Source organism: Phytomonospora endophytica, assembly GCF_014202425.1.
Taxonomy (GTDB): domain Bacteria; phylum Actinomycetota; class Actinomycetes; order Mycobacteriales; family Micromonosporaceae; genus Phytomonospora; species Phytomonospora endophytica.
The window spans coordinates 45,102-71,824 of record NZ_JACHGT010000024.1 but is presented as its reverse complement, the minus strand read 5'-3'; the positions used below and the strand labels follow the sequence as shown (position 1 = coordinate 71,824).

Genomic DNA, 26,723 nt, shown 5'->3' with positions numbered 1-26,723 from the left:
ACACACTCTTCGATGCGCCGGGGACCGGCGGGGGTTGCCTAGTCGGTCATTCCCTTGCCGCGACGGCCCATGGCACGGGCGATCTCGCGGTCGGCGTCGCGCTTGGCGATGTCCTGCCGCTTGTCGTAGCTCTTCTTACCCTTGGCGAGGCCGATCTCGACCTTGGCCCAGCCGTCCTTAAAGTACAGCGACAGGGGAATGAGCGTGAGTCCGCTCTCGTGCACCTTCCCGATCAGCTTGTCGAGCTCGCCGCGGTGCAGCAGGAGCTTCCGGGGCCGCCGGGGCGTGTGGTTGTTCCAGGTGCCTTCCACGTACGTCGGGATGTGCGCGTTGTGCAGGAACAACTCGCCGTTGCGGATGTCCCCGAAGGCGTCGACCAGGGAGGCGCGACCCGCCCGCAGCGACTTCACCTCGGTGCCGGTGAGCACCAGCCCCGCCTCGTAGGTGTCGAGGATCGTGTAGTCGTGACGGGCCTTCTTGTTGGACGCGATGACCTTCTGGCCCTTCTCCCTTGGCATCCCGACATCCTATCCAAACCGTCGATCACCGGCGATCGGATAACGCGGGACCGCCGTTAAGCACAGGCAGCCGGGCAGCCAGCCGTCCGGGTTGACCGGACTGCCGTTGACCCGGACCTCGAAGTGCAGGTGGTTGCCGGTCGAGGCGCCGGTCGTGCCGACGCTGCCGATGTACTCGCCGCGCTTGACGTGCTGCCCGACCCACACCCCGATCGACGACTGGTGGGCGTAGCAGGTCGAGATGCCCTTGCCGTGGTAGATGCAGGTGTAGTTGCCGTAGCCGCCGTTCCACCCGGCCTGCACGACACGGCCGCCCGCCGCCGCGCGGATCGGCGCCCCGCCACCCGCGGCGAGGTCCATGCCCGCGTGCAGCTGCCACACGTTGTAGTACGGGTCATAGCGCATCCCGAAGTCGGAGGACTTCCAGCCGCTGACCGGCATCGACAGGCGCGCGCCGTGCGAGGACGGCGGCGGGCCGTCGTCGTTGCCGTTGTCGCCGGAACCACTCCCGTTGCCGTTGCCGTTGTTGGACGACGCGGCGGCTTGGAGCATGCGCTCGATGCGCTCGCTCTCCTCTTCGAGACGGTCATAACGCGCGAGGCTCTCGTCGCGTTCTTCCTCGGCGACGGCGGCGGCCGCGTCACGCGTGCGGTACAGCTCGCTCAGGGCGGCCTGGTAGGCCTCGGCCTCGGCGGCGCGCGTCTCGGCGGCCGCGACGGCGTCCTCGGCGGCCTCGCGGGCGTCGTCGGCCTCCTGTTTGGCGACCAGGGTCTCGTTCTGGCGCTCCTTGGCGACCAGGCCGGCCTTGAGCACCTCGTCGAGGGCCTCGTCCTGGCTGTCGGCGAGCTTGTCGACGTAGGTGAGCCGGTCGACGACCTCGCCCGGGCTGCGGGCGTTGAGGACGCTGCTGAAGGCGACCACCCCGAGGCCCTGGTAGGCGGCCGACACGCTGTCGCCGACGGTTTCCTGGGCGTCGTCGACGGCCTGGTCGGCGGCGGCCATCTTGTCGCTGGCCTTCTCGTAGACCACCTGGGCGGCCTCGGCCTTCTCCGTGGCGGCCTCGGCGGCGATGCGCGCGGCGGCCAGGATCCCCTCCGCCTCGGCCAGAGCGTCCTTGGCCCCGGGCAGTCTGCCCTTCACCTCCGCGAGCGCCTTGACGGCCTCCTGAGCCCGTTCGGTGGCTCCTTCGAGGGCGGCCTCGGCCTTGGCGAGCTCGCGGTCGACACGCGCCTTGTCGTCGGCGGGATCCGCGTGCGCCGACCCGGCGGTCAGCAGCAACAGTCCGATGGCGACGGTGGCGGTGGCTCCGGTAAACCAACGGTGACGCATGTGCCACAACTTACTCGCATTGGCCGGTCTGATGTGGATTTATCCGCTATGCACAAAAGACGGTGGCCCGCGCTGCACGCGCGGGCCACCGTCTTTTGTGTCCGTTCGGCCGGACTAGACCTTGATCTGGAATCTCAGGGTGACCCAGCCCGTGACGGCGCTGACCACCCCGGCGATGCCCGCCAGGATCGGGAACATGAGGTGCACGTTCGACCATGGGATCGGTGTCAGGACCGTGCTTTGGAACAGGCTCTTGAAGGTCCCGTCGATGATGAAGATCTTCACCCCGATGAGCGTCAGGTAGGCCAGGATGGCGCCGATGATGCCGGCGAACACCGCCTCAAGGACGAAGGGCGCCTGGACGAACCAGTTCGAGGCACCGACCAGTTTCATGATCGCCACCTCCCGCCGTTTCGAGAAGGCCGCGACCTGGATGGTGTTGGCCACCAGGAGCAGGGCCGCCAGCCCCTGCACGATCGCGATGACGAGGGCGAGCTTCTGCATGCCGCCGAAGATCTCGAAGATCTTCTCCAGGACCTTGCGCTGGTCGACGACGTTGGCGACGGCTTCCTTGCCCTTGTACTTCTCGATCAGGGCTTGGGAGTTGTCCGGGTCGACGGGCTTGACGCGGTACGACGCCGGCAGCGACTCGGGCTGGGCGGCGTTGACCAGGTCGGGCGCTTCCTTGAACATCTCCTGGAAGCGCTTGTAGGCCTCGTCCTTGGTCTCGAAGTCCCACTCCGCGATCAGCGGGTCGGCGTCGACCTCGGCGCCGATGGCGTCCATCTGGGCCTGGGTGGCGTCCTTGTCGAAGAAGATCGACACCTCAAGCTTGGTGTAGTAGTACTCCTCCATGTCGCTCACCTGGAAGTACAACAGGAGGCTCGCTCCGAGCATCGCCAGCGAGACCGCCATGGTGACGATCATGGCGATGGTCATCGTGACATTGCGCCACAGGCCGACCAGTACTTCGGACAGGACATATTTCGCGCGCATCGCTTCTCTATTCTCCTGCCTCGACCGTCAGCCGTAGACGCCGCGGGACTGGTCACGGACGACGTGACCGCCCTCCATCTCGATGACGCGGCGGCGCATCTGGTTCACGATGTTCGAGTCGTGGGTGACCATGACGATCGTGGTGCCGGTCCGGTTGATCCGGTCCAGCAGCCGCATGATCTCCACGGATGTGTCGGGGTCGAGGTTTCCGGTCGGCTCGTCGGCGAGGAGCACCAGTGGGCGGTTGACGAACGCGCGCGCGATGGCCACGCGCTGCTGCTCACCACCGGACAACTCGTGGGGGTAGCGGTGCTCTTTACCGCCCAGACCGACGAGTTCGAGAACCTCGGGGACGACGCGACGGGCGACGGCCTTGGACTTGCCGATGACCTCAAGCGCGAACGCCACGTTCTCCGCGGCGGTCCGGGTCGGCAGCAGCCGGAAGTCCTGGAAGACGCAGCCGAGCGACCGACGGAAGGCCGGCACCCGCCACGAGCGCATGCCGACGACCTCCTTGTCGTTGACCCAGATCTTGCCCTTGTTGGGCGTCTCCTCACGGAGCAGCAGCTTGATGATCGTCGACTTGCCGGCACCCGTCGGGCCGATGAAGAAGACGAACTCACCCTTGTCGATCGAGACGTTGATGTCCTCGATCGACGGCCTACTGGCCCGCGCGTACTTCTTGGTCACGTGCTCAAGGCGAATCACGGGTCGAGAGTCTACGCGCGCCACCTGCGAGCGGCACCACACCCCTTGGGGATATCTGCAAACAGGCTCGTACTTCCTAGGGCGCGTTCAGCCTTTCGGCCGAAAAGGGCTCAATCCTTGGTCCCCGCTTCGGCCGCTTCGGCCGTTTCGCGCTGTTTGCGCCAGCGGATGCCCGCTTCGATGAGACCGTCGATATCGCCGTCGAGAACACTGTCCGGTTGGTTGGTCTCCCAACCCGTTCGCAGATCCTTCACCATCTGGTACGGGTGCTGCACGTAGGTGCGCATCTGGTCGCCCCACGACGCCGTGACGTCACCTCGCAGCTCGTTGATCTCGGCCTCCTCCTCGGCGCGCTTGCGCTGGAGGAGTTTGGCCATAAGGACGGCCATCGCGCTGGCCTTGTTCTGGAGCTGGCTGCGCTCGTTCTGGCAGGAGGCGACCAGACCGGTCGGCAGGTGCGTGATGCGGACCGCCGAGTCGGTGGTGTTGACGCCCTGCCCGCCGGGACCGGAGGCGCGGTAGACGTCGACGCGGATCTCGTCGTCGGGAACCTCGATCTGGTCGGTGGTCTCGACGACCGGCACGACCTCCACGGCCGCGAAGGCGGTCTGGCGGCGGCCCTGGTTGTCGTACTTCGAGATCCGCACCATCCGGTGCGTGCCCTGCTCGACCGAGAGGGTCCCGTAGATATAGGGCGCCTTGATCGCGAAGGTGGCGGACTTGATGCCCGCCTCCTCCGCGTATGAGACGTCGTAGACCTCGGTGGGATATTTGTGCCGTTCGGCCCAGCGCAGATACATCCGCATGAGCTGTTCGGCGAAGTCGCTGGCGTCGGCACCACCCGCGCCGGAGCGGACGGTGACCAAGGCTTCGCGCTCGTCGTACGGGCCGGACAGGAGGGTACGAACCTCCAACTCGTCGACGAGCTTGCGCAGATTCGCGATCTCCTGACGGGCCTCCGACAGCGTCCCTTCGTCGCTTTCGTCGGCGGCCAGTTCCAGGAGCACTTCGGCGTCTTCGAGCCTGTGCCGCAGACCCGTGACGCGGTTCAGTTCGCCTTGCACGTACGAGAGCCGTGACGTGACCTTCTGAGCCTTGTCAGGGGTGTCCCACAGGCCTGGCTCGGCCGCGATGGACTCCAGCTCGGTCTTCTCCTTGGCCAGGGCGTCGAGGTCGAGCACCGACTCGACCGTCCGCAGTGTCGAGTCCAGATCGCGGAGTTCGGCGGTCAGATCATGGCTGGTCACAACCGTCAACCCTACGCCCACCGCAAACCATGATCTTCGAAGGCGTCTTCTAGGAGACCGACTTGAGCCACGCGAGGGCGGCCTTGTGGTAGCCGACGGCGAACTCCAGCGCGGCGGCGGCGTGCGGGTCGTCGCCGCGCTCCTTGGCCTCGGCGCGGACGTCGTTCAAAGCTGCCTTGTGGTACTCGGTCGCCGACTCGTACATCGACTTGATGTCACCGGGGGACAAGTGCTCGGAGAACGCCGTGCGCAGGGCGACGGGGTTGCGGAGCTGCTCGAAGCCGGTCTCCTCACCGAGCCAACGGGTGAACGCCTTCTTGCCGGTAGCGGTGATCTTGTACGGAACACTGGCCCGCGGGCCGGGCTTGCCGACCTTCACGTAGCCCTCCTCGGCCAAGGCCGGGAGTTCGCGGTAAACCTGGCTGCGCGTCATGCTCCAGAACGGACCGAGACGGCGGTTGGCCTCCGCGATGAGTTGACCACCGGTCATCGGGCCGTCGTGCAGTAGTCCGAGCAGCGCCGCGGCAGTGGCATTCACATTCTTTTTCGCCATGTGATCAAGAATGCCATAGCCCCATCTCGGAGGTTGACATTTGGGTGATCCAATGTGCACCGTCTCACTCGTACGCTGAACTGCGGTGACGCTCGGTCCACTGTCGAGTGACCGTCGATTTGCCGCGAGGGAACGGAAATCAGGGGAACTGCGGCAACGGTGACCCAAGTTGCTCTTGACCCGGGACCAACGGAATTTCACCATTGTCATTGCCATCACCGGGATCAGTCGGCGTGTCGTCCTCTGTAGAGTCCGTTTCCGGCCCCAGTGTCGGATCCTGCGAGGGCGCCGAGTCCGTCTCCGGATCGGTCGGATCCGTTGTGGGAGAAGGGATCTCGGGATTCTCGGAGGTGACCGCGGCCGGTTGCTGCCCAGGATCGCCCGGGCCGTCGCCGGAGTTCCCTCCGAAAAGGACATACGCACCAAGAGTCGCCAGAGCCACCACGGCCCCCACGCCGGCTCCAATGAGGACCCGGCGGTTTCGCCGCTCACGCGCCGCGCTGTCCTCCACACTGGAAGTGGTCGCTGCGATCTGCATCACGGAGGTCGCCGCGGCGGGTTCCGGATAGCTCATCTCGACCGGCGGGACCGTCCCCTCTGGACGGTTCGTGCCCACCTGTCGGGATTGGTACGTGGGGAGGTCGGCCGGCATCACGGGAAGCGGCGGAAGGGTCTCAAGCGACGGCATCGCCAGCTGCACGCGGGAGGGCAGATCGGCGGCGTCGGGACGCAGTTCGGGGTCGACCTGTGTGCACGCCAGGATCAGCGACCACAACTGCGGCGGGCAGTTCGGGAATGGCGCCGGCGCGCATTCCCGGTGACGTTTGAGGACCACGTCGACCGGGCCGCCGCGGTAAGGGCTGCGGCCGGACAGCATCTCGTAGAGGATCAGGCCGATGCCGTAGACGTCGGCCTTTCCGGAGCTGCCCGCACCGTCGATGATCTCGGGCGCGACGTACTCGGGAGTGCCGTGCGTGGGGCCGTATTCGGCGGTGCTGCGGTGCGCGACGCCGAAATCGGCCAGACGCACCGATCCGCCCGCGAAGGGGACGAGCACGTTGCCCGGCTTCACGTCGCCGTGGACGATCCCGACGGCGTGGATGGCGGCGAGCGCGGCGGCGAGCTGGCTGACGATCCTCGCGGCCTGGGCGGGACGCAGCGGTCCGCGTTCGCGGATCTGGCGGCGCAGGTCGACGCCTTCGACGAGGTCCATGACGAGGGCCATGACCTCGTCGGTGGCGACGAAGTCGCGGGGGCGGACGATGCCGGGGTGGTCGATCTCGGCGAGGACCTCGGCCTCGTCGAGGAAGGCGGAGACGACGCCGGGTTCGGCCGCGGCCTCGTGCCGGAGGACCTTGACGGCGACCTTCTCGCCGGTGGCGGTGTCGACCGCACGGTAGACGGTGCCGGCGGCTCCGCGCGCGAGCTCGGTCTCAAGGACGTACCTGTCGGCCAGCCGCTCGGTCATGGTGTCTCCCCGGTTCCGACGGCGGGGTGGGTGCGTCTGGTCTGTCCCGCCGACCGGTCCACGGTATGGCGACGGAGGGCGGGACGCCCGCGGCGGCGGAGAGGGTGGCACGAAGGGGGGAGTGAGCCCCCGCGCGGCTAGAGCATGCTCCGCAGTTCCCACAGTTCCGGGTAGCACCGCAGCTCGACCCTCGACCTCAGGTAGGCGCCGCCCGCGCTGCCCCCGGTGCCGGGTTTCGTGCCGATCTGGCGTTCGGCCATGAGCACGTGCCGGGCGCGCCACATGGACAGGAGCTGGTCGTGGTCGACGAGGGCCTCGGCGAGGTCCCACAGCTGCCCGTGGGCCGCGCGGTCGCCCGCGATGGTCCGGTACGCCTGGACGCGCTGGTCCTCGGTGTCGGTCTTGAACCCGGCGTGGCGCATGGCGGTGAGGAACCCGTCCCACAGCGACGGCTCCTCCAGGCGGGCGGTCAGCCTGGCGCGCTCGTCGTCGGTGAGGCCGCGGAAGCGCTTGAGGTACCCGGGGTCCTTCATGCCGGAGATGAACTCGACCTCGCGGAACTGGACCGACTGGAAACCCGAGGCCGGCGCGAGCCGGTTGCGGAACTGCAGGAAGTCCTGCGGCGTCATCGTGTCGATCACGTCGACCTGCCCGACCAGGACGCGCAGGATCGCGTGGCAGCGGGTCAGACGCACCCGGGGGACGTAGGCGTCGCCCTTGAGCATCTGGTCGCGCGCGTCGTCAAGCTCGTGCAGGAGCAGCTTGAACCACAACTCGTAGACCTGGTGGATCGTGATGAACAGCAGCTCGTCGTGCGCCTCGGGGTCGGAGGCGGGGTGCTGCTGGTCGAGGAGTTGCGGGATGCGCAGGTAGCTGCCGTAGGTCAGTACGCCGCCCTGCTCGCCGAACCGGGGGGTGGTGGGTGCATCGGTCACGAGATCACGGTAGCGCGTCTCGGTGACGGTCGTCGCGGGGACGAACGAGCGCGTGACCGGGGCACGAAGAAGGCGGGCGGCGCGAACGCCACCCGCCTCCGCACGTGCGAGCTCTACCCCATGTGCGGGTAGCGGTGGTCGGTCGGCGGGACGAAGGTCTCCTTCATCGTCCGCGGCGACACCCAGCGGATCAGGTTCTGCCAGGAACCGGCCTTGTCGTTGGTGCCCGACGCGCGCGCCCCACCGAAGGGCTGCTGCCCGACGACGGCGCCGGTCGGCTTGTCGTTGAGGTAGAAGTTGCCCGCCGAGAAGCGCAGCGCGTCGCCCGCCCGCGCCAGGACCGCGCGGTCGTCGGCGAAGACGGCCCCGGTCAGGGCGTAGGGGGCGGCGTCGGCGGCCTGCGCGACGACGGAGTCGAAGTCGCCGTCGTCGAAGACGTGCACGCCCAGGATCGGCCCGAAGTACTCGGTGTTGAACAGCTCGTGGTCGGGGTTCGTCGACTCCACCACGGTTGGGCGGACGAAGAACCCGACGGAGTCGTCGGCCGTCGCGCCGGTCAGCACGGTGCAGGTGGCGTCGTTGCGGATCCGGTCGAAGACCGCGGTGTGCTTGTCGAACGCGCGACGGTCGATGACCGCGCCGCCGAAGTTGGCGAAGTCGGTGACGTCGCCGTAAGTCAGTGAACCGGCGACGTCGGCGAGCCGGTCGCGGACCCCGGAGTTCCACAGCGAGCGCGGGATGTAGGCGCGCGAGGCAGCCGAGCACTTCTGGCCCTGGTACTCGAAGGCGCCCCGGACCAGGGCGGTGACCAGCGCGTCGGCGTCGGCGCTGGTGTGCGCGATGACGAAGTCCTTGCCGCCGGTCTCGCCGACCAGGCGCGGGTAGGCGCGGTAGTTGGAGATATTCTCCCCGATGGTGCGCCACAGGTGCTGGAACACGGCCGTCGAGCCGGTGAAGTGGACGCCGGCGAGGTCGGGATCGACCATCGCGACGCGGGAGACGGCCTGCCCGTCGCCGGTCACCATGTTGATGACGCCCGGGGGCAGCCCGGCGGCCTCGAACACGCGCATGACGTAGTGGGCGGCGAGCTGCTGCGTCGGCGACGGCTTCCACACGACGGTGTTGCCCATCAGCGCCGGTGCGCTGGGCAGGTTCCCGGCGATGGCGGTGAAGTTGAAGGGCGTGATCGCGAGGACGAAGCCTTCGAGGGGGCGGTGGTCGAAGCGGTTCCACACGCCGGGCGAGGAGCGCGGCTGGTCGGCGATGATCTGCTCACCGAAGGCCACGTTGAAGCGCAGGAAGTCGATGAGCTCGCAGGCGGAGTCGATCTCGGCCTGCTGGACCGTCTTCGACTGGCCGAGCATCGTGGCGCCGTTGAGGGTGTCGCGGAAGGGACCGGCGATGAGCTCGGCGGCGCGCAGGAAGATCGCGGCCCGGTCGGCGTAGGACAGGGCGCGCCAGGCGGGCGCGGCCTTCTTCGCGGCGGCGACGGCGTCGGCCACGTCGGCGTCGGTGGAGTTGTGCGTGACGCCCAGGACGTGCTGGTGGTTGTGCGGCTGCACGACCTCGATCGGGTCGCCACCGGCGGCGCGCTGCTCGCCGTCGACGGTGATCGTGAGCTCGTGCTTGACGGCGGCCAGTTCGGCCAGCTTCGCCTGAAGGCTCGCGGCCTCGGCGCTGCCCGGCGCGTACGTGCCCACCGGCTCGTTACGCGGAGTCGGCACCTCAAACAGGGCGTCCATTGCTGCTTCTCCTCGCGGTTCGACGGCGTTGTCGGGGATCTTCTGGCAGTGCTCATGCTGCCACGCGTGCTCGGTTCTCGGTGCGGAGCGAGGCGAGACTGTGAGTCCCCGTACCCTGACGTGCGTGGCTAGCACGAAAGAACGGTCCGTGAAGTCCCCGCAGAAGGCCCCCGCTCCCCCGCTTCCCGGTGGCACGACGCTCAGCGCGCTCGCGATCGTCGCCGCCCTGTGGGTGGGCCTCCAGCTCGACGGCCTGCGCAAACTCCTGCGCCTGGTCGTCGTCGACGACCCCCAGGGCGTCGTGCAGCTGGTCATCTACCTTTCCGGGATCCTCGTCGGCAGCACCTTCGCCGGCGCGGTCTGCGGCACGATCCTGCTGTGGTGGCTGGAGTCGCGGCCCGGTACCTGGGCGGCCAGGCAGGCCCGTTACGTGATCGGTGCCGCCGGCGGTTTCCTCGTCGGCGTCATCGCCGGCGGGCTGGTGTTCTGGACCTTCGCCGACAAGGTCGGCGTGGCCGCGCTCGTCGGCGGGGTCATCGGCGTCACGGCCATCGTCGGCGGGCTGATCTCGGCCATGCGACCCCAGATCATGGTCGCCGCGGGCCTCCTCGGTGGTGTCGCGCTGCTGGTGGTCTGGTTCATCCGCGGGTACCGCTCCGTGCAGGACGGGATCCTCGACCTGCTCAACGCCGGGACGACCGCGCGGGACCAGTTCAACGCCTACGGCTGGTACGGGCTGAGCACCTCGCTGCTCGCCGGGTTCGTCGTGGGCCTCGTCGTGCACTTCTACCTGCGCAAGCGCCGGGCGAGGCTGACCCTGCTCGGACACGTCTTCGCCGGGGCGCTGCCCGGTCTGTTCGCACTGATGGCCGAACTGTTCATGTGGGTCGTCGGCAACCAGCTGCTGTCCTTCGCCGGACAGCTCAGTGTGCTCGACGAGACCAGCGTCGGGCTGGCCAGCGAGGCGCAGTTCAACGGCGCGCTCGCGGTCCTGTTCGCCGGGGCGATGACCTCGCTGCTGGCGGTCGGGCTGCTCACCCCGAAGGACGACATGATCGTCACGAAGGGGAAGGGGAAACCCGCTCGCGGTGTGCCCGCGCCCCGCAAGACCACGGCGAAGAAGACCGTCGCGGGCAAAGGCGGGAACACCAAGAACGGCACGGCGAGATCCGGTGGGCCCGCGAAGAAGGCGAGCGCCGAGGAGAAGGCCACCGTCGGTGAGGAAGCCACCGTTGAGGGCAAGCCGGTCGCCGAGGAGCCGGCGAAACCGGCTAACTCAGCGAATCGACGAGGTCGCCCAGCTCAGAAGGGGCGTACCACTCCAGATCGTGCCCGTCCAAAGAATCGGCCGTAGCCTCGGCGTCCTCATCCGCCGCGATCGCCGCCGCGGCTTCGGTGACGAGTCGCGTCACCTCGGGCACGTCGGCGTCGACGTGCACGGCGGCGACGGCGGCGAGCTCGACCGGCGTGGTGACCTCGACGAGGGCGAGTTCGACCCCGCGCACCGTGCCGGGTGGGACGTCGGCGGCCACGACGACGCGCCTGCGGGCGGTGCCGGTGTGTTCGGCGATGCGGAAGAGCGAGGCGTAGGCGGCCGAGGTGAGCGCGGTGTACTCGCAGGACTCGTCGTCGGCCTCCCCGGCTCCGTCGGCGAGTTCGGCGCGCAGGCCGTCGGTGACGGTGTAGGCGTCACCGACCGGGAGGACGCCGGTGGCGTTCAGCTCGGCGAGGTCGGCGGCCGTCGCGGGCAGGTAGATGCGGGTCACACCGATCATTGAACCTTTCGGTCCGTCAGTACGTATCTCGGGGGGCGTGGCCGCGTTCTAACAGCCGAGGTCGGCGACACGCGCGTAATGTTCGTTGACCGTGATGGTGCCGACACTTAGAGTATTACTCCCGAGTAACTTTCGCGTCTTTCGTGTGACAGGACTGGCGTTTACACGAAAACGCCGAAACAATCTATACAAACCGTGGAGGCACACCTTGACCGTTGTCTCAACCGCCGACTGGCCCCTTGAGGGCCCGCGGGTCATCGGGCTGTACGGCGCGTTCGCGACCGAGAACAGCTACGACGCCGCCGTGGCCGCCTACCCCGCCTCCGACGCCCCACCCGTGCCCAAGGCCTTGGGGCGCAGCCCCGGCCACGGTCCGCCGACGGTGCAGAAGTCGGTGTGGAAGGCCGCACAACGCTTCGTCGAGGTGTCCACCGCCGTGCTCGGCGCCCGCTGCGGGCCCGAAGTGCTGCGTCAACTGATGAGCGAGACCGCCTACCAGGAGTTCACGCAGGTCCGCACGCTCCTCGCGAGCGACGGCGACCGGCCGGGCTCGGCCCGGCTGTCCTCGGTGCGGATGCGCACCAGCGAGCGCGTCGAGATCGTCGCCGTCCTGCGGGGAGCCCGGCGCGACCGGGCCCTCGCCGCCGCGCAGGAACTGCGCGGCGGGCAGTGGTGGTGCACGCGCTTTCAGCTTGTCTGAACATAGGCACCGTCAGCTTGTCTGAACGTGGGCATAGTCAGCTCGTCTGAACATAGGCACCGTCAGCTCGTCTGAGTACCGACCCGGCGGCCCGGATCCCGATGACGGGATCCGGGCCGCCGTGGCACCATCCCCCCATGATCACGATCGGCAGGCTCACCCCCGACGACCGCACCGCCTGGCGGGAACTGTTCGCCGGCTACAACGCCTTCTACGGCCGCCCCGAGGTACCGGAGGCGCTGTTCGACCGCGCCTGGACGGAGTTCCAGGCCGACACCCGCATGCACGCCCTCGGCGCGAAGGCCGACGGGAAGCTCGTCGGGATCACCCACTTCCTGGTCCACCCGAGCACGACCGCCGCCGACGTCTGCTACCTCCAGGACCTGTTCACCGCGCCCGAGGCGCGCGGCAAGGGCGTGGCACGGGCGCTCATCGCGGCCGTCGCGGACTGGGCGCGCGAGCGCGAGTGCAGCCGCGTGTACTGGTCGACGCACGAGACGAACGCGACGGCCCGGGCGCTGTACGACAAGGTCGCGGACAACCGCGGGTTCATCCTCTACCAGATCGCGCTCCAGCCTCCTCGATAATGGAGAAGCCGACGCTATAGTGGAAGCCGTGGAGAACGAACTTCTCGACGCCCTCGGTTCGCGCCTGCGCGCGCGGCGACGCGAGCGCGGTCTGAGTCTCGACGCGCTCGCCGAGGCGAGCGGGGTCAGCCGCAGCATGATCTCCGAGATCGAGCGGGGCGCGAAGGCGCCGACGGTGCTCGTGCTGGCCCGTGTCGCGACGGCCCTGGGCGCCACCGTCTCGCGTCTGCTCGGCGAGGACCAGGGTGAGCGCGTCGTGCACGTCGCCCGGGCCGATCAGCCGGTGATCGTCGCGGCGAGCGGGTGGGAGCGGCGGGTCCTCTCGCCGAACCTCGCGGGGGTGGAGTTCGAGTTCATCCGGACGCTCGTGCCGCCCGGGGTCGAGGTCGGTGAGTTCACCGCGCACGCCACGGGTTCGCGCGAGTACATCGCGGTGGAGTCGGGCGAGCTGACGGTGACCGTCGGCGGCACTCCCCACCGGCTCCGGGCGGGCGACTCGCTGTACTACGCGGGCGACCGGACCCACGCCTTCGCCAACGACGGCCCGGTCGAGTGCGTGTACTACACCGTCATGCACGTCGCCGGGCCCCACGCACCCCTGGAGCCCACGTGATCACCAACCTCGATCCCGCCGTCCTCCCCGCCGCCACGGGCAACTACACCCACGGCACCCTCGTCGAGAACCCGCGGCGCGTGGTCTTCGTCAGCGGCCAGGTGCCGTGGGGCGACGAGGACGGCGTCGTCCCCACCGACTTCGCCGAGCAGTGCCGGATGACCTGGCGCAACGTCCTGGCCGTCCTCGCCGAGGCCGACATGGGCGTCGCCGACCTCGCGAAGGTCACGATCTACCTGTCCGACCGCCGCTACCGGGCCCTCAACGGCGAGATCCGCGCCGAGGTCCTCGGCGAGCACCGGCCGGCCCTCACGATCATCATCACCGACATCTACGCCGAGGAATGGCTCCTCGAAATCGAGGCGATCGCCGTCGCCTGAGCGCGGCACGCGAAAAGGCGCCTCGGCCGAAGCCGGGGCGCCTTTCACGACACGCTCGCCGCCGTCTACTCCCCGCCGGGGGCGCCGTGGCAGCGCTTGTACTTCTTGCCCGAGCCGCACGGGCACGGCCCGTTGCGCGACGGACCGGAGCCGACCTTCTGCCCGGACGCGGCCTGCTTGCCGCCGGTCGCGGTCGTCGAGGACGGGCCCTTCTTGCGGGTGCCGCCACCACCGAGCGCGGCCGGGGTGTCGGACTCGATCTGCACACCGCCCGAACCGGCCTCACCGTCGATCGTCGGCGAGGAGTACTGGAGACGCTCGGGCTTGCGCGGCTCGGTCAGGCCCTTGACCTGGACGCGCGGCGAGGGCTTGCGCTTGGCCTCGGCGGCGATGTCCTTGGCCTTCACGCCGACCTGCGGGCCGGCGCCGACCTTCGCCGCGGTGGCCTCGTCGGCCTCCTCGTCGGCTTCCTCGACCTTGACCTCGATGTTGAACAGGAAGCGGGCCGTCTCCTCCTTGATGCCGTCGAGCATCGCGGTGAAGAGGTCGAAGCCCTCGCGCTGGTACTCCACGACCGGGTCGCGCTGCGCGTAGGCGCGCAGGTTGATGCCCTCTTTGAGGTAGTCCATCTCGTAGAGGTGCTCACGCCACTTGCGGTCGATGACCTGCAGGAGGACCCGGCGCTCCAGGTCGCGCATGACCTCCTCGCCGATCGTCTCCTCGCGCTTGGCGTAGGCCTCGTGGGCGTCTTCGAGGACCGTTTCGAGCAGGCCGTCGGCGTCGAGGTCGTCGCGCCCGTCCTCCTCGTCGTACTTCTCGAAGTCGATCCCGGCCGGGTAGAGCAGCTTGAGGGCCTTGCCCAGCTCCTCCATGTCCCAGTCCTCGGCGTAGCCGTCGGACGTGGCGCCCCGCACGTAGGCGGTGACCACGTCGTCGATCATGTTCGTGACCTGGTCGTTGACGTCCTCGCCGTTGAGCACGAGGCGGCGCTCGTCGTAGATCACCGTGCGCTGCTTGTTCATGACCTCGTCGTACTTGAGGACGTTCTTGCGCTGCTCGGCGTTCTGCTGCTCGATCTGGCTCTGCGCGTTACGGATGAGGCGCGTGACCATCTTCGACTCGATCGGCACGTCGTCGGGGATGTTCAGGCGGTTCATGACCGCCTGCACGGCCGCGGCGTTGATCCGGCGCATCAGGTCGTCTTCGAGGGACAGGTAGAAGCGCGACTCGCCCGGGTCGCCCTGACGTCCGGCGCGACCGCGAAGCTGGTTGTCGATACGGCGCGACTCGTGGCGCTCGGTGCCCAGGACGTACAGACCGCCGATGTCGACGACCTCCTCGCCCTCCATGTCGCACTCCTCGGTCCACTTGCCGAGGGCCTCGTCCCACTCCTTGGCGTACTTCTCCTCGTCGTCCTCGCTGACCCCGCGCTGACGCAGCTCGGCCGCGGCCAGGAACTCGGGGTTGCCGCCGAGCAGGATGTCGGTACCGCGGCCGGCCATGTTCGTCGCGACCGTGACCGCGCCCTTCCGGCCGGCCTGGGCGACGATCTCGGCCTCACGCGCGTGGTACTTCGCGTTGAGGACGGCGTGGGCGATGCCGCGCTTGGTGAGCATCGACGCCAGCAGCTCGCTGTTCTCGACGCTGACCGTGCCGACCAGCACCGGCTGGCCCAGCTCGTGACGCTCGGCGATGTCCTCGATGACGGCGTCGAACTTCGCCGTCTCGGTCTTGTAGATGACGTCGGAGCGGTCGTCGCGGACCATCGAGCGGTGCGTCGGGATCTCCACGACGCCCACGTTGTAGACCTTGTTGAACTCGCCGGCCTCCGTGGTGGCCGTACCCGTCATGCCCGACAGCTTGTCGTAGAGACGGAAGTAGTTCTGCAGGGTGACCGTCGCGAGGGTCTGGTTCTCCTGCTTGATCTGCACGCCCTCTTTGGCCTCGATGGCCTGGTGCATGCCCTCGTTGTAGCGGCGCCCGGCCAGGATGCGGCCGGTGAACTCGTCGACGATGAGGACCTCGCCGTCGCGGACGATGTAGTCCTTGTCCTTCTTGAAGAGTTCCTTGGCCTTGATCGCGTTGTTCAGGTACCCGACCAGGGGCGTGTTGCCGGCCTCGTAGAGGTTCTCCACGCCGAGACGGTCCTCGACCTTGGCGACGCCGGACTCGCTGATCGCGATGGTGCGCTTGCCCTCGTCGACGTCGTAGTCGTCGTCGCGCTTGAGTCGCGCGATGATCTTGGCGAACTCGGTGTACCAGCGCGAGGAGTGCTCCGCCGGGCCCGAGATGATCAGCGGCGTGCGCGCCTCGTCGATGAGGATCGAGTCGACCTCGTCGACGATGGCGAAGTTGTGCCCGCGCTGGACGAGGCCCTCCTTGGAGTGGGCCATGTTGTCGCGCAGGTAGTCGAAACCGAACTCGTTGTTCGTTCCGTAGGTGATGTCGCAGGCGTAGGCCTCGCGGTGCTTCGCCGAGGGCTGGTTCGGCAGGACGACGCCGACGCTCAGACCCAGGAAGCGGTGCACCTGGCCCATCCACTCGGCGTCGCGCTGGGCGAGGTAGTCGTTGACGGTGATGACGTGCACGCCTTTGCCCGAGAGGGCGTTGAGATAGGCGGGCAGGGTCGACACCAGCGTCTTGCCCTCACCGGTCTTCATCTCGGCGATGTTGCCGAAGTGGAGGGCCGCGCCGCCCATGATCTGCACGTCGTAGTGGCGCTTGCCGAGGACCCGCTTGGCCGCCTCGCGGACCGTGGCGAACGCCTCCGGCAGCAGGTCGTCGAGGGTCTCGCCGTCTTCGAGCCGCTCCTTGAACTCGTCGGTGAGCGCCCGCAACTCCTCATCGCTCAGATCGACGTAGTCATCTTCGATGGAGTTGACGGCATCGGCAATGGCGGAAAGGCGCTTGAGCATCCGGCCCTCGCCGGCACGCAGCAGCTTCTCAAATATCGACACGAGTTCGTTCACCGCTCCTATAGGACGTCCTGCTCGACAATCGTACGCGGGGCAATTGACTGGCGGGAGGTGCGAGTGCCCGGCATGCTTGCGCGATGGAACCGGTCACACTCGTCGCCGCCGACATCACCCTGAGGCCAGCCAAGGACACCGACTATCCCGCATTCGCCGCCGCCTTGGCAGACCGGGACATCTTCCGCTGGACCCTCGCTCCGGAGATGTTCAACGAGGACTCCTGGGCGGTGTACCTCCCGACGACCCACAAGCAGTGGATACGCGACAGCGTGTACCGCTGGTGCGTGGTCGACACGGACAGCGACGAACTGCTCGGCATGGTCGGTTTCCTCGTGCACAGGCATGAAACCCTCGAAATCGTCTACTGGTCAACGCGCGCCGGGCGTGGCAAGGGCATCGTCGAACGCGCCTGCCGCGTCGCGATCTCCTGGGCCTTCGACGCGGCAGGCGCCCGCCGGGTTTCATGGGACGCCATCATCGGCAACCAGTACTCGCGGCTGCTGGCCCGCAAGCTCGGCTTCACCATGACCGGGAAGTCCCGCGCGGCCCTCGACCAGCGCGGCACCCGCGTCGACCTGTGGACCGGCGAGATGCTCCCCGGCGAGCTGAGCGACGAGCCGCCGCCGGGCTACGCGACCATGCGGGCCAGGGCGGTCGCGCTCATGGAGGAGCAGCCGGTCTTGAAGACCGAGCGCCCGGAACTGACCCTGCGGCCCTTCGCCGACGACGACGTCGACGACATCGTCGCGGTCAGCCGCGACCCGGAGTCGGTCCGCTGGATCACCGTCCCGACCCCCTACACCCGCGAGCACGCCGAGGGTTTCCTGCGGATCGTGCGGGCCGGCTGGACCGAGGGCACGAACCTGATCTTCGCGCTGTCGGACGCCGACGGCCGCTACTCGGGCAGCATCGACCTGCGCCTGGGCGCCGACCTGCGCACCGGTGAGGTCGGCTACGCCGCCGCGCCCTGGGCGCGCGGCAAGGGCTATATGACCTCCGCGCTCAAGGCGATCAGCGCCTACGCCTTCGAGGTCATGGCCTGCGAGCGCGTCGTCTGGAAGGCCTACGTCGGCAACGAGGCCTCGCGCCGGGTCGCCGAGAAGGCCGGTTTCACCATGGAGGGCACCCTGCGAGCCGACCAGATACACCGCGGTGAACCGCGGGACTGCTGGGTTGCCTCGCTGCTGAAGGCGGAGTACCTGGAAGGGAAGGCGAAATGACGGCGGCGGTTTTCCCCGAGGGGGACGTGGTCACCGAAAGGCTGCGGTTGCGGCCGACCGTGCTGTCCGACGCCGAGGACGTCGCGGCCGCCTGCTCCGACCCGAGCACACGCGAGTTCCTGACGATGATGCCCGACCCTTACACGGTCGAAGACGCCATCGAGTGGATCGGCAACCGCGCCTCGAAGGCCCACGACGAGGGCCGCGCCCAGTGGACGATCGCCGACAAGGACAGCGGCCGGCTGCTCGGGTCGCTGGGTTTCCCGATGGTCATGCACGGCCGCGGGGTCGCCGAGGTCGGCTACTGGGTGGCGCCCTGGGCGAGACGCAAGGGCATCGCCACCGAGGCGGTCGTCGCCGCGACCGACTGGGCGTTCGCCAACGGCATCCACCGCATGACGCTGGTCGCCGACCTGGCCAACTTCGGCAGCCAGCGGGTCGCGCTGGCCGCGGGTTTCCGCCGCGAGTCGACCCTGCGCGGTGACCATCTCCGCCGCGACGGCTCGCTCGTCGACTCGGCCCTGTTCGCACGGGTCGCGGGCGACCCGCCCGGCCCGATCGAGCGCCACCTGCCCGACCTGCCCGACGGGCACCTCACCGACGGCGTCGTGACGCTGCGGCCCCTGAACGCCGCCGACGCCGACGACTTCCACGCCGTGCGGGTCCTGCCCGAGTTCATCCGCTCCTCGGCGCGGCCGGGGAAGCCGACCTATGAGCACACGCGGTCCTTCACGGCGACGGCCTACGCGCAATGGCTGTCGGGGGAATCGGCCCGGATGACGATCCGCGACGCCGCCACCGACGAGTACGCCGGCGGCATCGACCTGTACTCGCGCGGGATGGACAAGACGACCGGCATGATCGGAATCCACCTGGCGCCCGCCCACCAGGGCAAGGGCTTCGCGACCCGCGCGGTCCGCCTCGTGGCGAGGTGGGCCTTCGAGGAGGTCGGCGTCGACCGAGTCGAAGCCGGGACGGCGACGTGGAACGAGGCGTCGCAGGCGATCATGCGCCGGGTCGGGTTCACCCGCGAGGGCGTGCTGCGCTCGTACTTCAACGGCGGCGACGGCGAACGCACCGACAACATCATGTGGTCCCTACTCCCGGGCGAACTGGGCGAGGGGTAGCGCTCGGGAGCGGGCGGGACGGGTCTGGCGTGGCCGAGCGGGACGGTTCCGGCGGGACGCGGACTCGACCGCCCGGGCGCGGCGGGAGACGGGGGCGTGGCCGGCGGCACGCGTGGGGCGCGGAGGTGCGGGGGCAGGCCGGGGTGGCGCTTCCGGCTGCCGGGAGCTGCGCTGGCGAAGGCAGGCCTCGGTCGAGCCGCGCAGCGAGAAGCGGCTCCGGCACGTGGCCGCCACTCCCGGGCGAGCTCGGCGAGGGCTGGCCACGAGGCCCACGACGCAAGGGGCCGGGGCGCGGACGCGCTGGCGAAGGCAGGCGCGGCGGGCGACGGCCCCGGGGGCGCTCCCGGCTACCGGGCGCTCACACGCCACGGCCGAGCCGCGCGCAGCGAGAAACGGCTCCGGCACGTGGCCGCCACTCCCGGGCGAACTCGGCGAGAGCCAGCCACGAGGCCCACGCCGCAAGCGCCTGGAGGGACGCAGACTCGCTGGCGAAGGCAGGCGCGGCGGGCGACGGGTGAAGGCCGGGGTGACACTCCCGGCTGCCGGGCACTCACACGCCACGGCCGAACCACGCAGCGAGAAGCGGCTCCGGCACGTGGCCGCCACTCCCGGGCGAGCTCGGCGAGGGCTGGCCGCAAGATCCACACCGCAAGGGCCCGGGACGCGGCGGGCTAGGGGGGATGGCGCTTCCCGCAGCCGAGCACCCGCAGGCCACGGCCAAGCCGGGCCCGGCGGGAAGTGGCTCCGGCACGTGACCGCCACTCCCGGGCGAGCTCGGCGAGAGCCAGCCGCGAGGCCCACGCCGCGCAGGGCTTTCGCGGAGGGGGCCGCCGGATGGGGTAGTTCGGCATGCCTCGCGGCGAACTCGGTGGCGTCGGAAGGCCGGGCGGTCGCGGCGATGGCGAGCGTGTTCGGCTCCGGCGGGATCCCGTCGACAATGTGGACGCGGGCTCGGGAGGCTGGCGCGGCGAGAGCGGCTTCCGCACTCGCCCCGGCCGAGCCGTACCCGCGCCATCCCCACCCGCCCCCGCCCGAGCCGTACCCGCGCCATCCCCCCCACGAGAAGCGGCTCCCGCGTCGCGGGAGCCGCTGAACCTCGTATGCCTATGCGGGCGTCTCGCCTTCGGGGCCGGATTCCCCGAAGCGCGCGCCTCGTTGTGAAGTGGTGTCGTCGTCGTGTACCGCCGGGCGAGTTCGCCGGCGGCGGTCGGCCGCCTGTCGCGTCTCGCTTCGCCGCGTGTTCCGGCGCCGGGCCCACCGCCCGTCTCGCGCCGTCGCCTCCGCGGGCGGCGGTCGTGTGGCTAGGTGTCCAGCCGGATCAGGCCGTAGGCGTAGCCCTTGCGTCGGTAGACCACGCTCGGCTTGCCGGATTCCTTGTCGTGGAACAGGTAGAAGTCGTGCCCGACGAGTTCCATGTGGAACAGCGCGTCGTCGACGGTCATCGCCTCGGCGGCGTGGTCCTTCTCGCGGACGATGCGGCCGGGAAGGTCTTCGTCGACGAGGTCGGCGTACGGGTCGGAGGCTTCGAGGTCGGCCGCCGGAAGGCTCGCGGTCGGCCGGTTCGCGCCGTTGGCGTGAGCGCCATCGGCACCGGTTCCGTTGGCGCTCACGCCAACGGGCACGGGCAGGTCCGCGGTCGCCGCGGCGACCGAGACGGGCGTGCGTCGTCCGCGGTGGACGCGCCGCCGGTCGGCGGACTTGCGCAGTCGGTTGTTGAGTTTCTCGACCGCCGCGTCGAGCGCGGCATAGAAGTCCTTGGCGCACGCTTCGGCGCGAATCACCGGGCCCCGGGACAAGCAGGTCAACTCGACCCTCTGGCAGCGCTCGGACTGCCGGCGATTCGGTTCGTGGAGGAGCTCCACTTCGATCCGGATCAGCTTGTGGTCGAACTTCTCGACCTTCGCCAGTTTCTCTTCGACGAGCTGGCGGTAGTGCTCGGGCACCTCGACGTTACGGCCTTTGACAACGATCTCCACGCCTGACCTCCCACGCGATCATCATGTGATCTCACGTTGGGTTAACCAAGGGGTTAACCGGGATCTCTTCGGATGTCCGGCCGCCTGGGGAAGACACGGGGGCCGGTGTGTGCAAGATCGGACCTCCTCTCCAGCGGGCCGACATCGCGTCCGTACGTTGTCCGTACGACGTCTGTCCGTGTCGGCCTGTTCGAGACCATCGCGTTACCTTCCCGCGATCCTTAGACACTAACCGCTGATCACCTGGATGTCACCGGTCGGACGCCTGTGAATCACCTGAAGGTCTTGCTGGGGTGTATCCACAGGTTAAGCCCGGACGGCCGCGGATTCGCCCGGATTCCCAGGTCGGCACACCCTATTTCGCGCGCCTCCCGGCGACGGCGAGGACGGCCGCCCCGACCGGGCGCAGTCCCATCGTGGTGAGCGTGCGGGCGACCTCGCTCAGGGTGGCCCCGGAGGTGAGGACGTCGTCGACGATCAGCACGGGGGTGCCGCGTCTCGGGCGGCCGGCGAAGCGGGGCGCGTAGGCGCCGCGCGCGGCGCGCAGGCGGGCTCCCCGGTCGAGGCCGACGGAGTCCGGCCGACGCCGGGCGCGCAGGCATGGGGCGACCGTGCCGCCGACGAGGCGGGCCGCGGCCTCGGCGAGTGGGCGGAGGTGGTCGCTGCCGCGTCTGCGGCGGGCCGCGAAGGTGGTCGGGACGGGCACGAGGACGGGCGCGCCGGTGTCGTCGGCGAGCGCGATCGAGCGCGCGAGCAGGGCGGCGAGGGGGCGGGTGAGGTCGTGGCGGCCGCGTTCCTTGTAGGCGATGATCACCTCGGCGAGCACTCCGGCGTAGAGGCCGGCGGCGACGCAGGGCGGCATGCCCCGGGGCGGCGGGTCGGGGGCTGTGGACGCCGGTGTCCGGGTCTCCAGGGTGAGCAGGCATGGCGCGCACAGGCCCGGGAGGGGGCGCCTCCCGCAGCCCGCGCAGGACTGCGGGAGGACGAGGTCGGCGATCGCGCGGAGGGTCGAGGTCTTCGGTGAGGACATGGCTCGACCTTCCCCTCCGCCGGGCCGCGCCGCCAGTGCTCGGTGGGCGACCCTGTGGACAACCGACCGCTTGTGGACAACTCTTGCGGATGACCCTGGCATCGAGCCCCGTCGCGCGCATCCTCCAGGCGGTATCGTGCGCAGGAGATCCGCCGCCGCTCGCGAGGGGTTCGCACGTGATCGGACTCGACGACATCCGCAAACTCGCCACCGCCCTCCCGGAGGTCGTGGAGGGGGTGCACTACCGGCAGCCGAGTTTCCTGGTCGGCGGCGTCGACTTCGTGCGGCACGAGCGGGGCGAGACCCACGCGGTGATCGCGGTGGGCAGGCAGGAGGCGGCGATAGCGGTCGCCGAGGACCCCGACGTGTACGAAGAGGTGTGGCGCACCGAGCACGGGCGCGTCTTCGTGGGCCTGCGGGTGGACCTCGCGCGGGCACCCGCCGACCGTTTCGCCGAGCTGGTCGAGCACGCCTGGCGGGCCACGGCCCCGAAGGACCTGGTGGACACCTACGACGGTGGCGCGGTCTAGAAGAAGGGCGCCGTGCCGGTCATGGGGGTCCCGTCGGTGTTCTGGAGCTCGCGCAGCCGACGTGATTCGGCCTGGTAGATCTTCTTGTCGACCACGACGTAGACCTTCGCCGAGGTCGATCGTCCGCCGACGGGACTGTCGCACAGGACGGTCAGGAAGTCCGGTGGGAAGGACGGCCCGTTGTCCTTGAGCTGTTCGACCTGGACGTTGTCGATGGTGACCGAGCGCAGGAAGTTCTCCGGCCCGGAGTTGAGCAGGATGAGGCGGTGCTCCTCGCTCCAGCCCACGTCGACGACGTTGTCGTAGGCGCGGTCGACGGGCCGCCGGTCGCCCAGTTCAACGGTCCCGTCGCCTTGCGGGATCACGGGCACGACGTAGGCGCGGCCGTCGACGGTCAGGGCGAGACGTCCCCCGTCGGGTGCGGCCGAGACGCGCCCGACCCCGCTGATGAGGCTGCCCGACTGCGCCTTCCAGGTGCCGCCGCCACGATCGTTGACCGCGTAGAGCCGCCCGCCGACCGGCACCAGCAGCGTCTCTTCCCCGACCCAGGTGGGCCTGCCGACCGTGCCCGAGGGCAGGCCGGTGACGGGGAACGGTGTCACGACCTGTTCGGCCAGTTTCGTCGAGGAGACGACGTACACGGTGAGCTTGTTCGAGTCGTGCACGAGCGCGGTGTGCTGCCGGGACACGCTGTTGGCGACGTACTTGGCGTCCTCCACGCCCTGGTAGGGCCCGCTCCCGGTGGTGGAGGCCGACAGGACCAGGCCGTTGTCGATGCGGTGCAGGACCGAGTTCGTGTCATCGGCGAAGACCGCCGTGGGGTTCCGGTCGGCGTAGGCGCTGATGGTGCTCTCGAAGACCGGCTGCGCGTTGCGTTCCAGCCGCAGGGACAACCCGCCCGCGGCATCCCACAGGGTCCACGCGAGCTGGGCGGCCATCTTCTCCTCGTCGCCGGTGACCGCGTCGCTGCCGAGGTCGATGACCAGGGCGCCGCCCACCTGGGTCGGGGGCCTGTTGAGCTTGGTCGCCGACGGGAAGGCCGTGGTCACCGCCCGGGACAGCCAGGTCGACGGGCCGTGCAGCAGCCAGTCGACCAGCTCCTCGCGGGTGCGGTCGTCGGTGGCGTACTTGTAGGTGTAGCGGATGTCGGGGACCAGCGCGGTGGAACCCACGCGCTGGAAGTACAGCGGCGACACCATGTACGCGCCTTTGAACGCCTCCTCGTCGAGCAGGAGCCGCGTCGGCCGGTCGACCAGGCGCCACTTGCCGTCTGGTTGATCCTTGGCCAGCCGGAAGTCCATCGTGAAGTCGCGCTTGCCGTCCGGCGGCGACAACTGGCCCCACTGGTCGTAGACGCCGACGATCTCGGCCCGCAGACGGTAGTTGACCTGGCCGTTCTCCGAGTCGGGAAGCTGGGTGAGGTCGGTCTGGCGGATGACGTTGACGACCTGCGACTGCTCGATCGGTTCGGTGGAGGGCGAGACGAAGAACTTGTTGAGCCGTTCCCCGCGCGTGGTGGAGATCCCGGCGGCGGCGCCCAGGAAGTTCCGCAGCGAGTTCCCGGCGTCGGTCTCGGGTTCCAGCGAGGACGGGCCCGGGTCGCTGAAACCCGAACCGCCGTTCTGCTCGATGGCGATCTCGGTCGCCGGGCCGTCCGCGGGCACACCGCAGCCCGACAGGACCACGCCCGCCGACAGGACGACCGCCAGTAGCGGGCTTCGGCGCCTATCCACTGTGCACACCTCCGGCCGTCTCCTGCGTTTCCTGCCCGGCGGGCTCGACCGCCGGTTCGCCGAGGTTCAGCGACAGCGGCGAGGACAGCAGCCGGTCACCACTGCGCAGCGGCAGCGTCAGCCGGAACACCGAACCGACGCCCGGTTCACCGACCGCCTCCAGCCAGCCGCCGTGCAGCTTGGCGTCCTCGACGCTGATCGACAGGCCGAGGCCCGTCCCACCGGTCTGGCGGGCGCGCGAGGGGTCGGCGCGCCAGAAGCGGTTGAAGACCAGCTTCTCCTCGCCGGGTTTGAGTCCGATACCGCGGTCGCGGACGGTCACGGCGACGGCGGTGCCCGACGCGGCGAGCTCCACGTCGACCGGGCGGCCCTCGGCGTGCTCGACGGCGTTGCCGATGAGGTTGCGCAGGACGCGCTGCACCCGGCGCCCGTCGACCTCGGCGATCGTGGGGGCCCGGGGGACGCTGACGCGCAACTCCACCCCGCAGCGGTCGGCGAGCGCCGCGAAGGATCCGGCGACCGAGCGGACGATCGGGTTGAGGTCGACGGCGTCGGCGTCGAGCTGGGCGAAGCCGGCGTCGAAGCGGCTGATCTCCAGCAGTTCGCCGAGCAGGTCCTCGAAGCGGTTGAGTTCGTCCTGGAGCAGCTCGGCGCTGCGCGCGGCCTCCGGCGGGAAGTCCTCGCGGGAGGAGTGCAGCAGGTCGGCGGCCATCCGGACGGTGGTCAGGGGGGTGCGCAGTTCGTGGGAGACGTCGGAGGTGAAGCGCCGCTGGAGGCGCGACATCTCTTCGAGGCGGACGATCTGCTGCTGGAGGTTCTCGGCCATGAGGTTGAAGGACCCGGCGAGTCTGGCGAGGTCGTCGGCGCCCTTGACGGTCATCCGCTCGTGCAGCAGGCCCGCCGACAGGCGCTGGGCCGTGCGTGCGGCGACGCGTACGGGCGTCACGACCAGGCGTGTGACCAGCGCGGCCAGCAGGGCCAGGAGGATGACGAGCGCCGCTCCGCCGAGGAAGAGGGTCTTGCTGACCAGGTCGCTGACCGCGGCCTCGTTCTCCAGGGGGAAGAAGTAATAGAGCTGGAACCCGATCGAGTTCGTGCTCAGGGGTGTCCCGAAGACGAGGAACGGGCTCACCGGCGCCTGGTCGAAGGTGGCGGAGGTCAGCTGGTAGCCGCTGTGCCCGTCGGCGACCATGGCGCGCAGGTCGTCGGGTACCACCATCGTCTCGGCCTTGGCGGGGTGCCCGAAGCCTTGCCGGAAGGGCGCGACGGCGTCGCCGATGCGGGGGTCGGGGACCAGCAGGACCTCGTAGCGGCTGCCGGGCTGGGTGGGCTGGGTGGCGAGGGTCTTGACCAGCTCGGTCGCGACTCGCGGCAGCGCGGTGTCCTGCGGGCCGACGAGGGAGGACAGTTCCTTGATGGCCTGTTCACGGCCACCGACCACCACGGCCTGCGAGTTCTGGATCTTGTTGTTCACCAGGCGGTCGGTGATGCTCTTGCCGACGATCAGGCCGAACATCGCCACCAGCAGCGTCGTGGTCACCAGGGTGATCGCCACAACCCGCAGCTGGAGGGACCCGCGCCACGTCCGGATGATCGGCCGCGCCATGCGCAGCGAGGCGCGGTAGGTACGCCTCAGCAGCGCCCGGACTTTCGGCCGTCGCCAGGGAGGGGTGAACGCGGAGGGCAAGGCTCGGTCTAACCGATGCCGGCCTTGTAGCCGACGCCGCGCACGGTCTGGATGAGCTGCGGGTTCTCCGGGTCCGGCTCGATCTTCGCGCGCAGCCGCTGCACGTGGACGTTCACCAGCCGCGTGTCGGCGGCGTGCCGGTAGCCCCACACCTGCTCAAGGAGGACCTCGCGGGTGAAGACCTGGCGCGGCTTGCGGGCCAGCGCGACGAGCAGGTCGAACTCCAGCGGGGTCAGCTTGACCTCGGCGTTGTTCAGCGTGACGGTGTGCGCGGGCACGTCGACGACCACGCGCAGCCCCGGCGTGCCGATGGTCAGCCGCTCGGGCATGTCGTCCTGGCTGCCGCGCAGGCGGGCGCGCATGCGCGCGACCAGCTCCTTGGGCTTGAAGGGCTTGACGACGTAGTCGTCGGCGCCCGACTCCAGCCCGAGGACGACGTCGACCGTGTCGCTCTTGGCCGTCAGCATCACGATCGGCACGCCCGACTCGGCGCGAATGGCCTTGCAGACGTCGATGCCGCTCATGCCGGGAAGCATGAGGTCGAGCAGCACGATGTCCGGGCCGTTCTCCCGGAACGCCGACAGTGCCCGTTCGCCGTCCGAGACGAACGACGGTGTGAACCCCTCGGTGCGCAGCACGATGCCGAGCATCTCCGCCAGGGCGGGATCGTCGTCAACAACCAGTACCCGTGCTCTCATGCGCTCCATAGTTCCATCCCGATGAATAAATCTTGCAATCGTGGCGGTGGGGGTTACTCACTGTTAAGAGACGAATCAGTCCTGATCATGACATTTTGCGCGTTGTGAGTCTCGTTACCACCCGAACGGCCAGGTGAACGGGCGGTGTGGACGGCCCGGCCGGCGAGGTCGCGGACCCCGTGACAGCGCTCCCGCGGCC

At 69.4% G+C, this 26,723-nt stretch carries 24 protein-coding genes; 8 read left to right on the top strand and 16 right to left on the bottom strand.

The window, feature by feature from the left end:
- Window positions 1-38: 38 nt before the first annotated feature.
- From smpB to pruA, 9 genes are all read right to left on the bottom strand, one after another.
- A complete protein-coding gene (gene smpB, locus HNR73_RS37055) occupies window positions 39-518 on the bottom strand; it encodes an SsrA-binding protein SmpB (protein WP_184792749.1) in 480 nt (159 codons plus the stop codon).
- Window positions 519-527: 9 nt separating this feature from the next.
- Window positions 528-1,847 (bottom strand): M23 family metallopeptidase, encoded by a 1,320-nt coding sequence (locus HNR73_RS37050; RefSeq protein WP_239122042.1) that lies wholly within the window; start codon window positions 1,845-1,847, stop codon window positions 528-530.
- Window positions 1,848-1,961: 114 nt separating this feature from the next.
- Window positions 1,962-2,843, bottom strand: coding sequence for a permease-like cell division protein FtsX (gene ftsX / locus HNR73_RS37045; protein ID WP_184792748.1), 882 nt, complete (start codon window positions 2,841-2,843; stop codon window positions 1,962-1,964).
- Between the two features lie 27 nt (window positions 2,844-2,870).
- Window positions 2,871-3,551, bottom strand: a complete 681-nt coding sequence (ftsE, locus tag HNR73_RS37040) for a cell division ATP-binding protein FtsE (RefSeq protein ID WP_184792747.1) — start codon at window positions 3,549-3,551, stop codon at window positions 2,871-2,873.
- A gap of 110 nt (window positions 3,552-3,661) precedes the next feature.
- A complete protein-coding gene (gene prfB / locus HNR73_RS37035) occupies window positions 3,662-4,798 on the bottom strand; it encodes a peptide chain release factor 2 (RefSeq protein WP_184792746.1) in 1,137 nt (378 codons plus the stop codon).
- Between the two features lie 49 nt (window positions 4,799-4,847).
- The gene (locus HNR73_RS37030; RefSeq protein WP_184792745.1) at window positions 4,848-5,351 is read right to left on the bottom strand and encodes a PadR family transcriptional regulator; all 504 of its coding nucleotides are present in this window, start codon (window positions 5,349-5,351) and stop codon (window positions 4,848-4,850) included.
- 139 nt (window positions 5,352-5,490) lie between these two features.
- On the bottom strand, window positions 5,491-6,819 hold the full coding sequence (locus HNR73_RS37025; protein ID WP_184792744.1) for a serine/threonine-protein kinase: 1,329 nt from the start codon (window positions 6,817-6,819) through the stop codon (window positions 5,491-5,493).
- Window positions 6,820-6,956: 137 nt separating this feature from the next.
- Entirely contained in the window at window positions 6,957-7,754 is a 798-nt protein-coding gene (locus HNR73_RS37020) for a tryptophan 2,3-dioxygenase (RefSeq protein WP_184792743.1), read from the bottom strand.
- Between the two features lie 113 nt (window positions 7,755-7,867).
- Window positions 7,868-9,496: an L-glutamate gamma-semialdehyde dehydrogenase gene (gene pruA / locus HNR73_RS37015; RefSeq protein ID WP_184792742.1), complete on the bottom strand. Its 1,629-nt coding sequence runs from the start codon at window positions 9,494-9,496 to the stop codon at window positions 7,868-7,870.
- Window positions 9,497-9,620: 124 nt separating this feature from the next.
- On the opposite strand from pruA, the gene HNR73_RS37010 reads away from it, so the two are divergent.
- Complete coding sequence (locus HNR73_RS37010; protein ID WP_184792741.1) at window positions 9,621-10,850, top strand: hypothetical protein; 1,230 nt, start codon at window positions 9,621-9,623, stop codon at window positions 10,848-10,850.
- Here HNR73_RS37010 and HNR73_RS37005 read toward each other — a convergent pair.
- Window positions 10,768-11,262 (bottom strand): DUF6912 family protein, encoded by a 495-nt coding sequence (locus HNR73_RS37005; protein ID WP_184792740.1) that lies wholly within the window; start codon window positions 11,260-11,262, stop codon window positions 10,768-10,770. The two genes, HNR73_RS37010 and HNR73_RS37005, sit on opposite strands and share 83 nt — an antisense overlap.
- A gap of 217 nt (window positions 11,263-11,479) precedes the next feature.
- On the opposite strand from HNR73_RS37005, the gene HNR73_RS37000 reads away from it, so the two are divergent.
- The 4 genes from HNR73_RS37000 to HNR73_RS36985 all read left to right on the top strand — a co-directional run bounded on the left by HNR73_RS37000 (window position 11,480) and on the right by HNR73_RS36985 (window position 13,551).
- Window positions 11,480-11,971, top strand: coding sequence for an Rv3235 family protein (locus HNR73_RS37000; RefSeq protein ID WP_184792739.1), 492 nt, complete (start codon window positions 11,480-11,482; stop codon window positions 11,969-11,971).
- A 137-nt stretch (window positions 11,972-12,108) separates the two neighbouring features.
- Window positions 12,109-12,558, top strand: coding sequence for a GNAT family N-acetyltransferase (locus HNR73_RS36995; RefSeq protein ID WP_184792738.1), 450 nt, complete (start codon window positions 12,109-12,111; stop codon window positions 12,556-12,558).
- A gap of 28 nt (window positions 12,559-12,586) precedes the next feature.
- Complete coding sequence (locus HNR73_RS36990; protein WP_184792737.1) at window positions 12,587-13,171, top strand: helix-turn-helix domain-containing protein; 585 nt, start codon at window positions 12,587-12,589, stop codon at window positions 13,169-13,171.
- Window positions 13,168-13,551, top strand: coding sequence for a RidA family protein (locus tag HNR73_RS36985; protein ID WP_184792736.1), 384 nt, complete (start codon window positions 13,168-13,170; stop codon window positions 13,549-13,551). The genes HNR73_RS36990 and HNR73_RS36985 overlap by 4 nt, the downstream gene beginning before the upstream one ends.
- Before the next feature lie 65 nt (window positions 13,552-13,616).
- Here the strand turns inward: HNR73_RS36985 and secA are convergent, their stop codons facing one another.
- Window positions 13,617-16,508, bottom strand: coding sequence for a preprotein translocase subunit SecA (gene secA, locus HNR73_RS36980; RefSeq protein ID WP_184792778.1), 2,892 nt, complete (start codon window positions 16,506-16,508; stop codon window positions 13,617-13,619).
- A gap of 95 nt (window positions 16,509-16,603) precedes the next feature.
- Here secA and HNR73_RS36975 point away from each other — a divergent pair, with 95 nt between their 5' ends.
- Entirely contained in the window at window positions 16,604-17,743 is a 1,140-nt protein-coding gene (locus HNR73_RS36975; protein WP_184792735.1) for a GNAT family N-acetyltransferase, read from the top strand.
- A complete protein-coding gene (locus HNR73_RS36970; protein WP_184792734.1) occupies window positions 17,740-18,870 on the top strand; it encodes a GNAT family N-acetyltransferase in 1,131 nt (376 codons plus the stop codon). Before HNR73_RS36975 ends, HNR73_RS36970 begins: the two co-directional genes overlap by 4 nt.
- Window positions 18,871-20,171: 1,301 nt before the next feature.
- Here HNR73_RS36970 and hpf read toward each other — a convergent pair.
- Both hpf and HNR73_RS36960 read right to left on the bottom strand, forming a co-directional pair.
- Window positions 20,172-20,846: a ribosome hibernation-promoting factor, HPF/YfiA family gene (gene hpf, locus HNR73_RS36965; protein WP_184792733.1), complete on the bottom strand. Its 675-nt coding sequence runs from the start codon at window positions 20,844-20,846 to the stop codon at window positions 20,172-20,174.
- 355 nt (window positions 20,847-21,201) lie between these two features.
- Entirely contained in the window at window positions 21,202-21,876 is a 675-nt protein-coding gene (locus HNR73_RS36960; protein WP_184792732.1) for a ComF family protein, read from the bottom strand.
- Window positions 21,877-22,052: 176 nt separating this feature from the next.
- Here HNR73_RS36960 and HNR73_RS36955 point away from each other — a divergent pair, with 176 nt between their 5' ends.
- Window positions 22,053-22,406 carry an MmcQ/YjbR family DNA-binding protein gene (locus HNR73_RS36955; protein WP_184792731.1) on the top strand — a complete coding sequence of 118 codons (354 nt, stop codon included), beginning with the start codon at window positions 22,053-22,055 and terminating at the stop codon, window positions 22,404-22,406.
- Here HNR73_RS36955 and HNR73_RS36950 read toward each other — a convergent pair.
- Genes HNR73_RS36950 through mtrA form a run of 3 tightly spaced genes read right to left on the bottom strand, consistent with a single transcriptional unit; the run spans window position 22,403 to window position 26,524 of the window.
- Window positions 22,403-24,139, bottom strand: a complete 1,737-nt coding sequence (locus tag HNR73_RS36950; RefSeq protein ID WP_184792730.1) for an LpqB family beta-propeller domain-containing protein — start codon at window positions 24,137-24,139, stop codon at window positions 22,403-22,405. The genes HNR73_RS36955 and HNR73_RS36950 overlap by 4 nt on opposite strands.
- Window positions 24,132-25,826 carry an MtrAB system histidine kinase MtrB gene (gene mtrB, locus HNR73_RS36945; protein ID WP_239122043.1) on the bottom strand — a complete coding sequence of 565 codons (1,695 nt, stop codon included), beginning with the start codon at window positions 25,824-25,826 and terminating at the stop codon, window positions 24,132-24,134. The genes HNR73_RS36950 and mtrB overlap by 8 nt, the downstream gene beginning before the upstream one ends.
- 8 nt (window positions 25,827-25,834) lie before the next feature.
- On the bottom strand, window positions 25,835-26,524 hold the full coding sequence (gene mtrA, locus HNR73_RS36940) for an MtrAB system response regulator MtrA (protein ID WP_184792729.1): 690 nt from the start codon (window positions 26,522-26,524) through the stop codon (window positions 25,835-25,837).
- Between the last annotated feature and the right edge of the window lie 199 nt (window positions 26,525-26,723).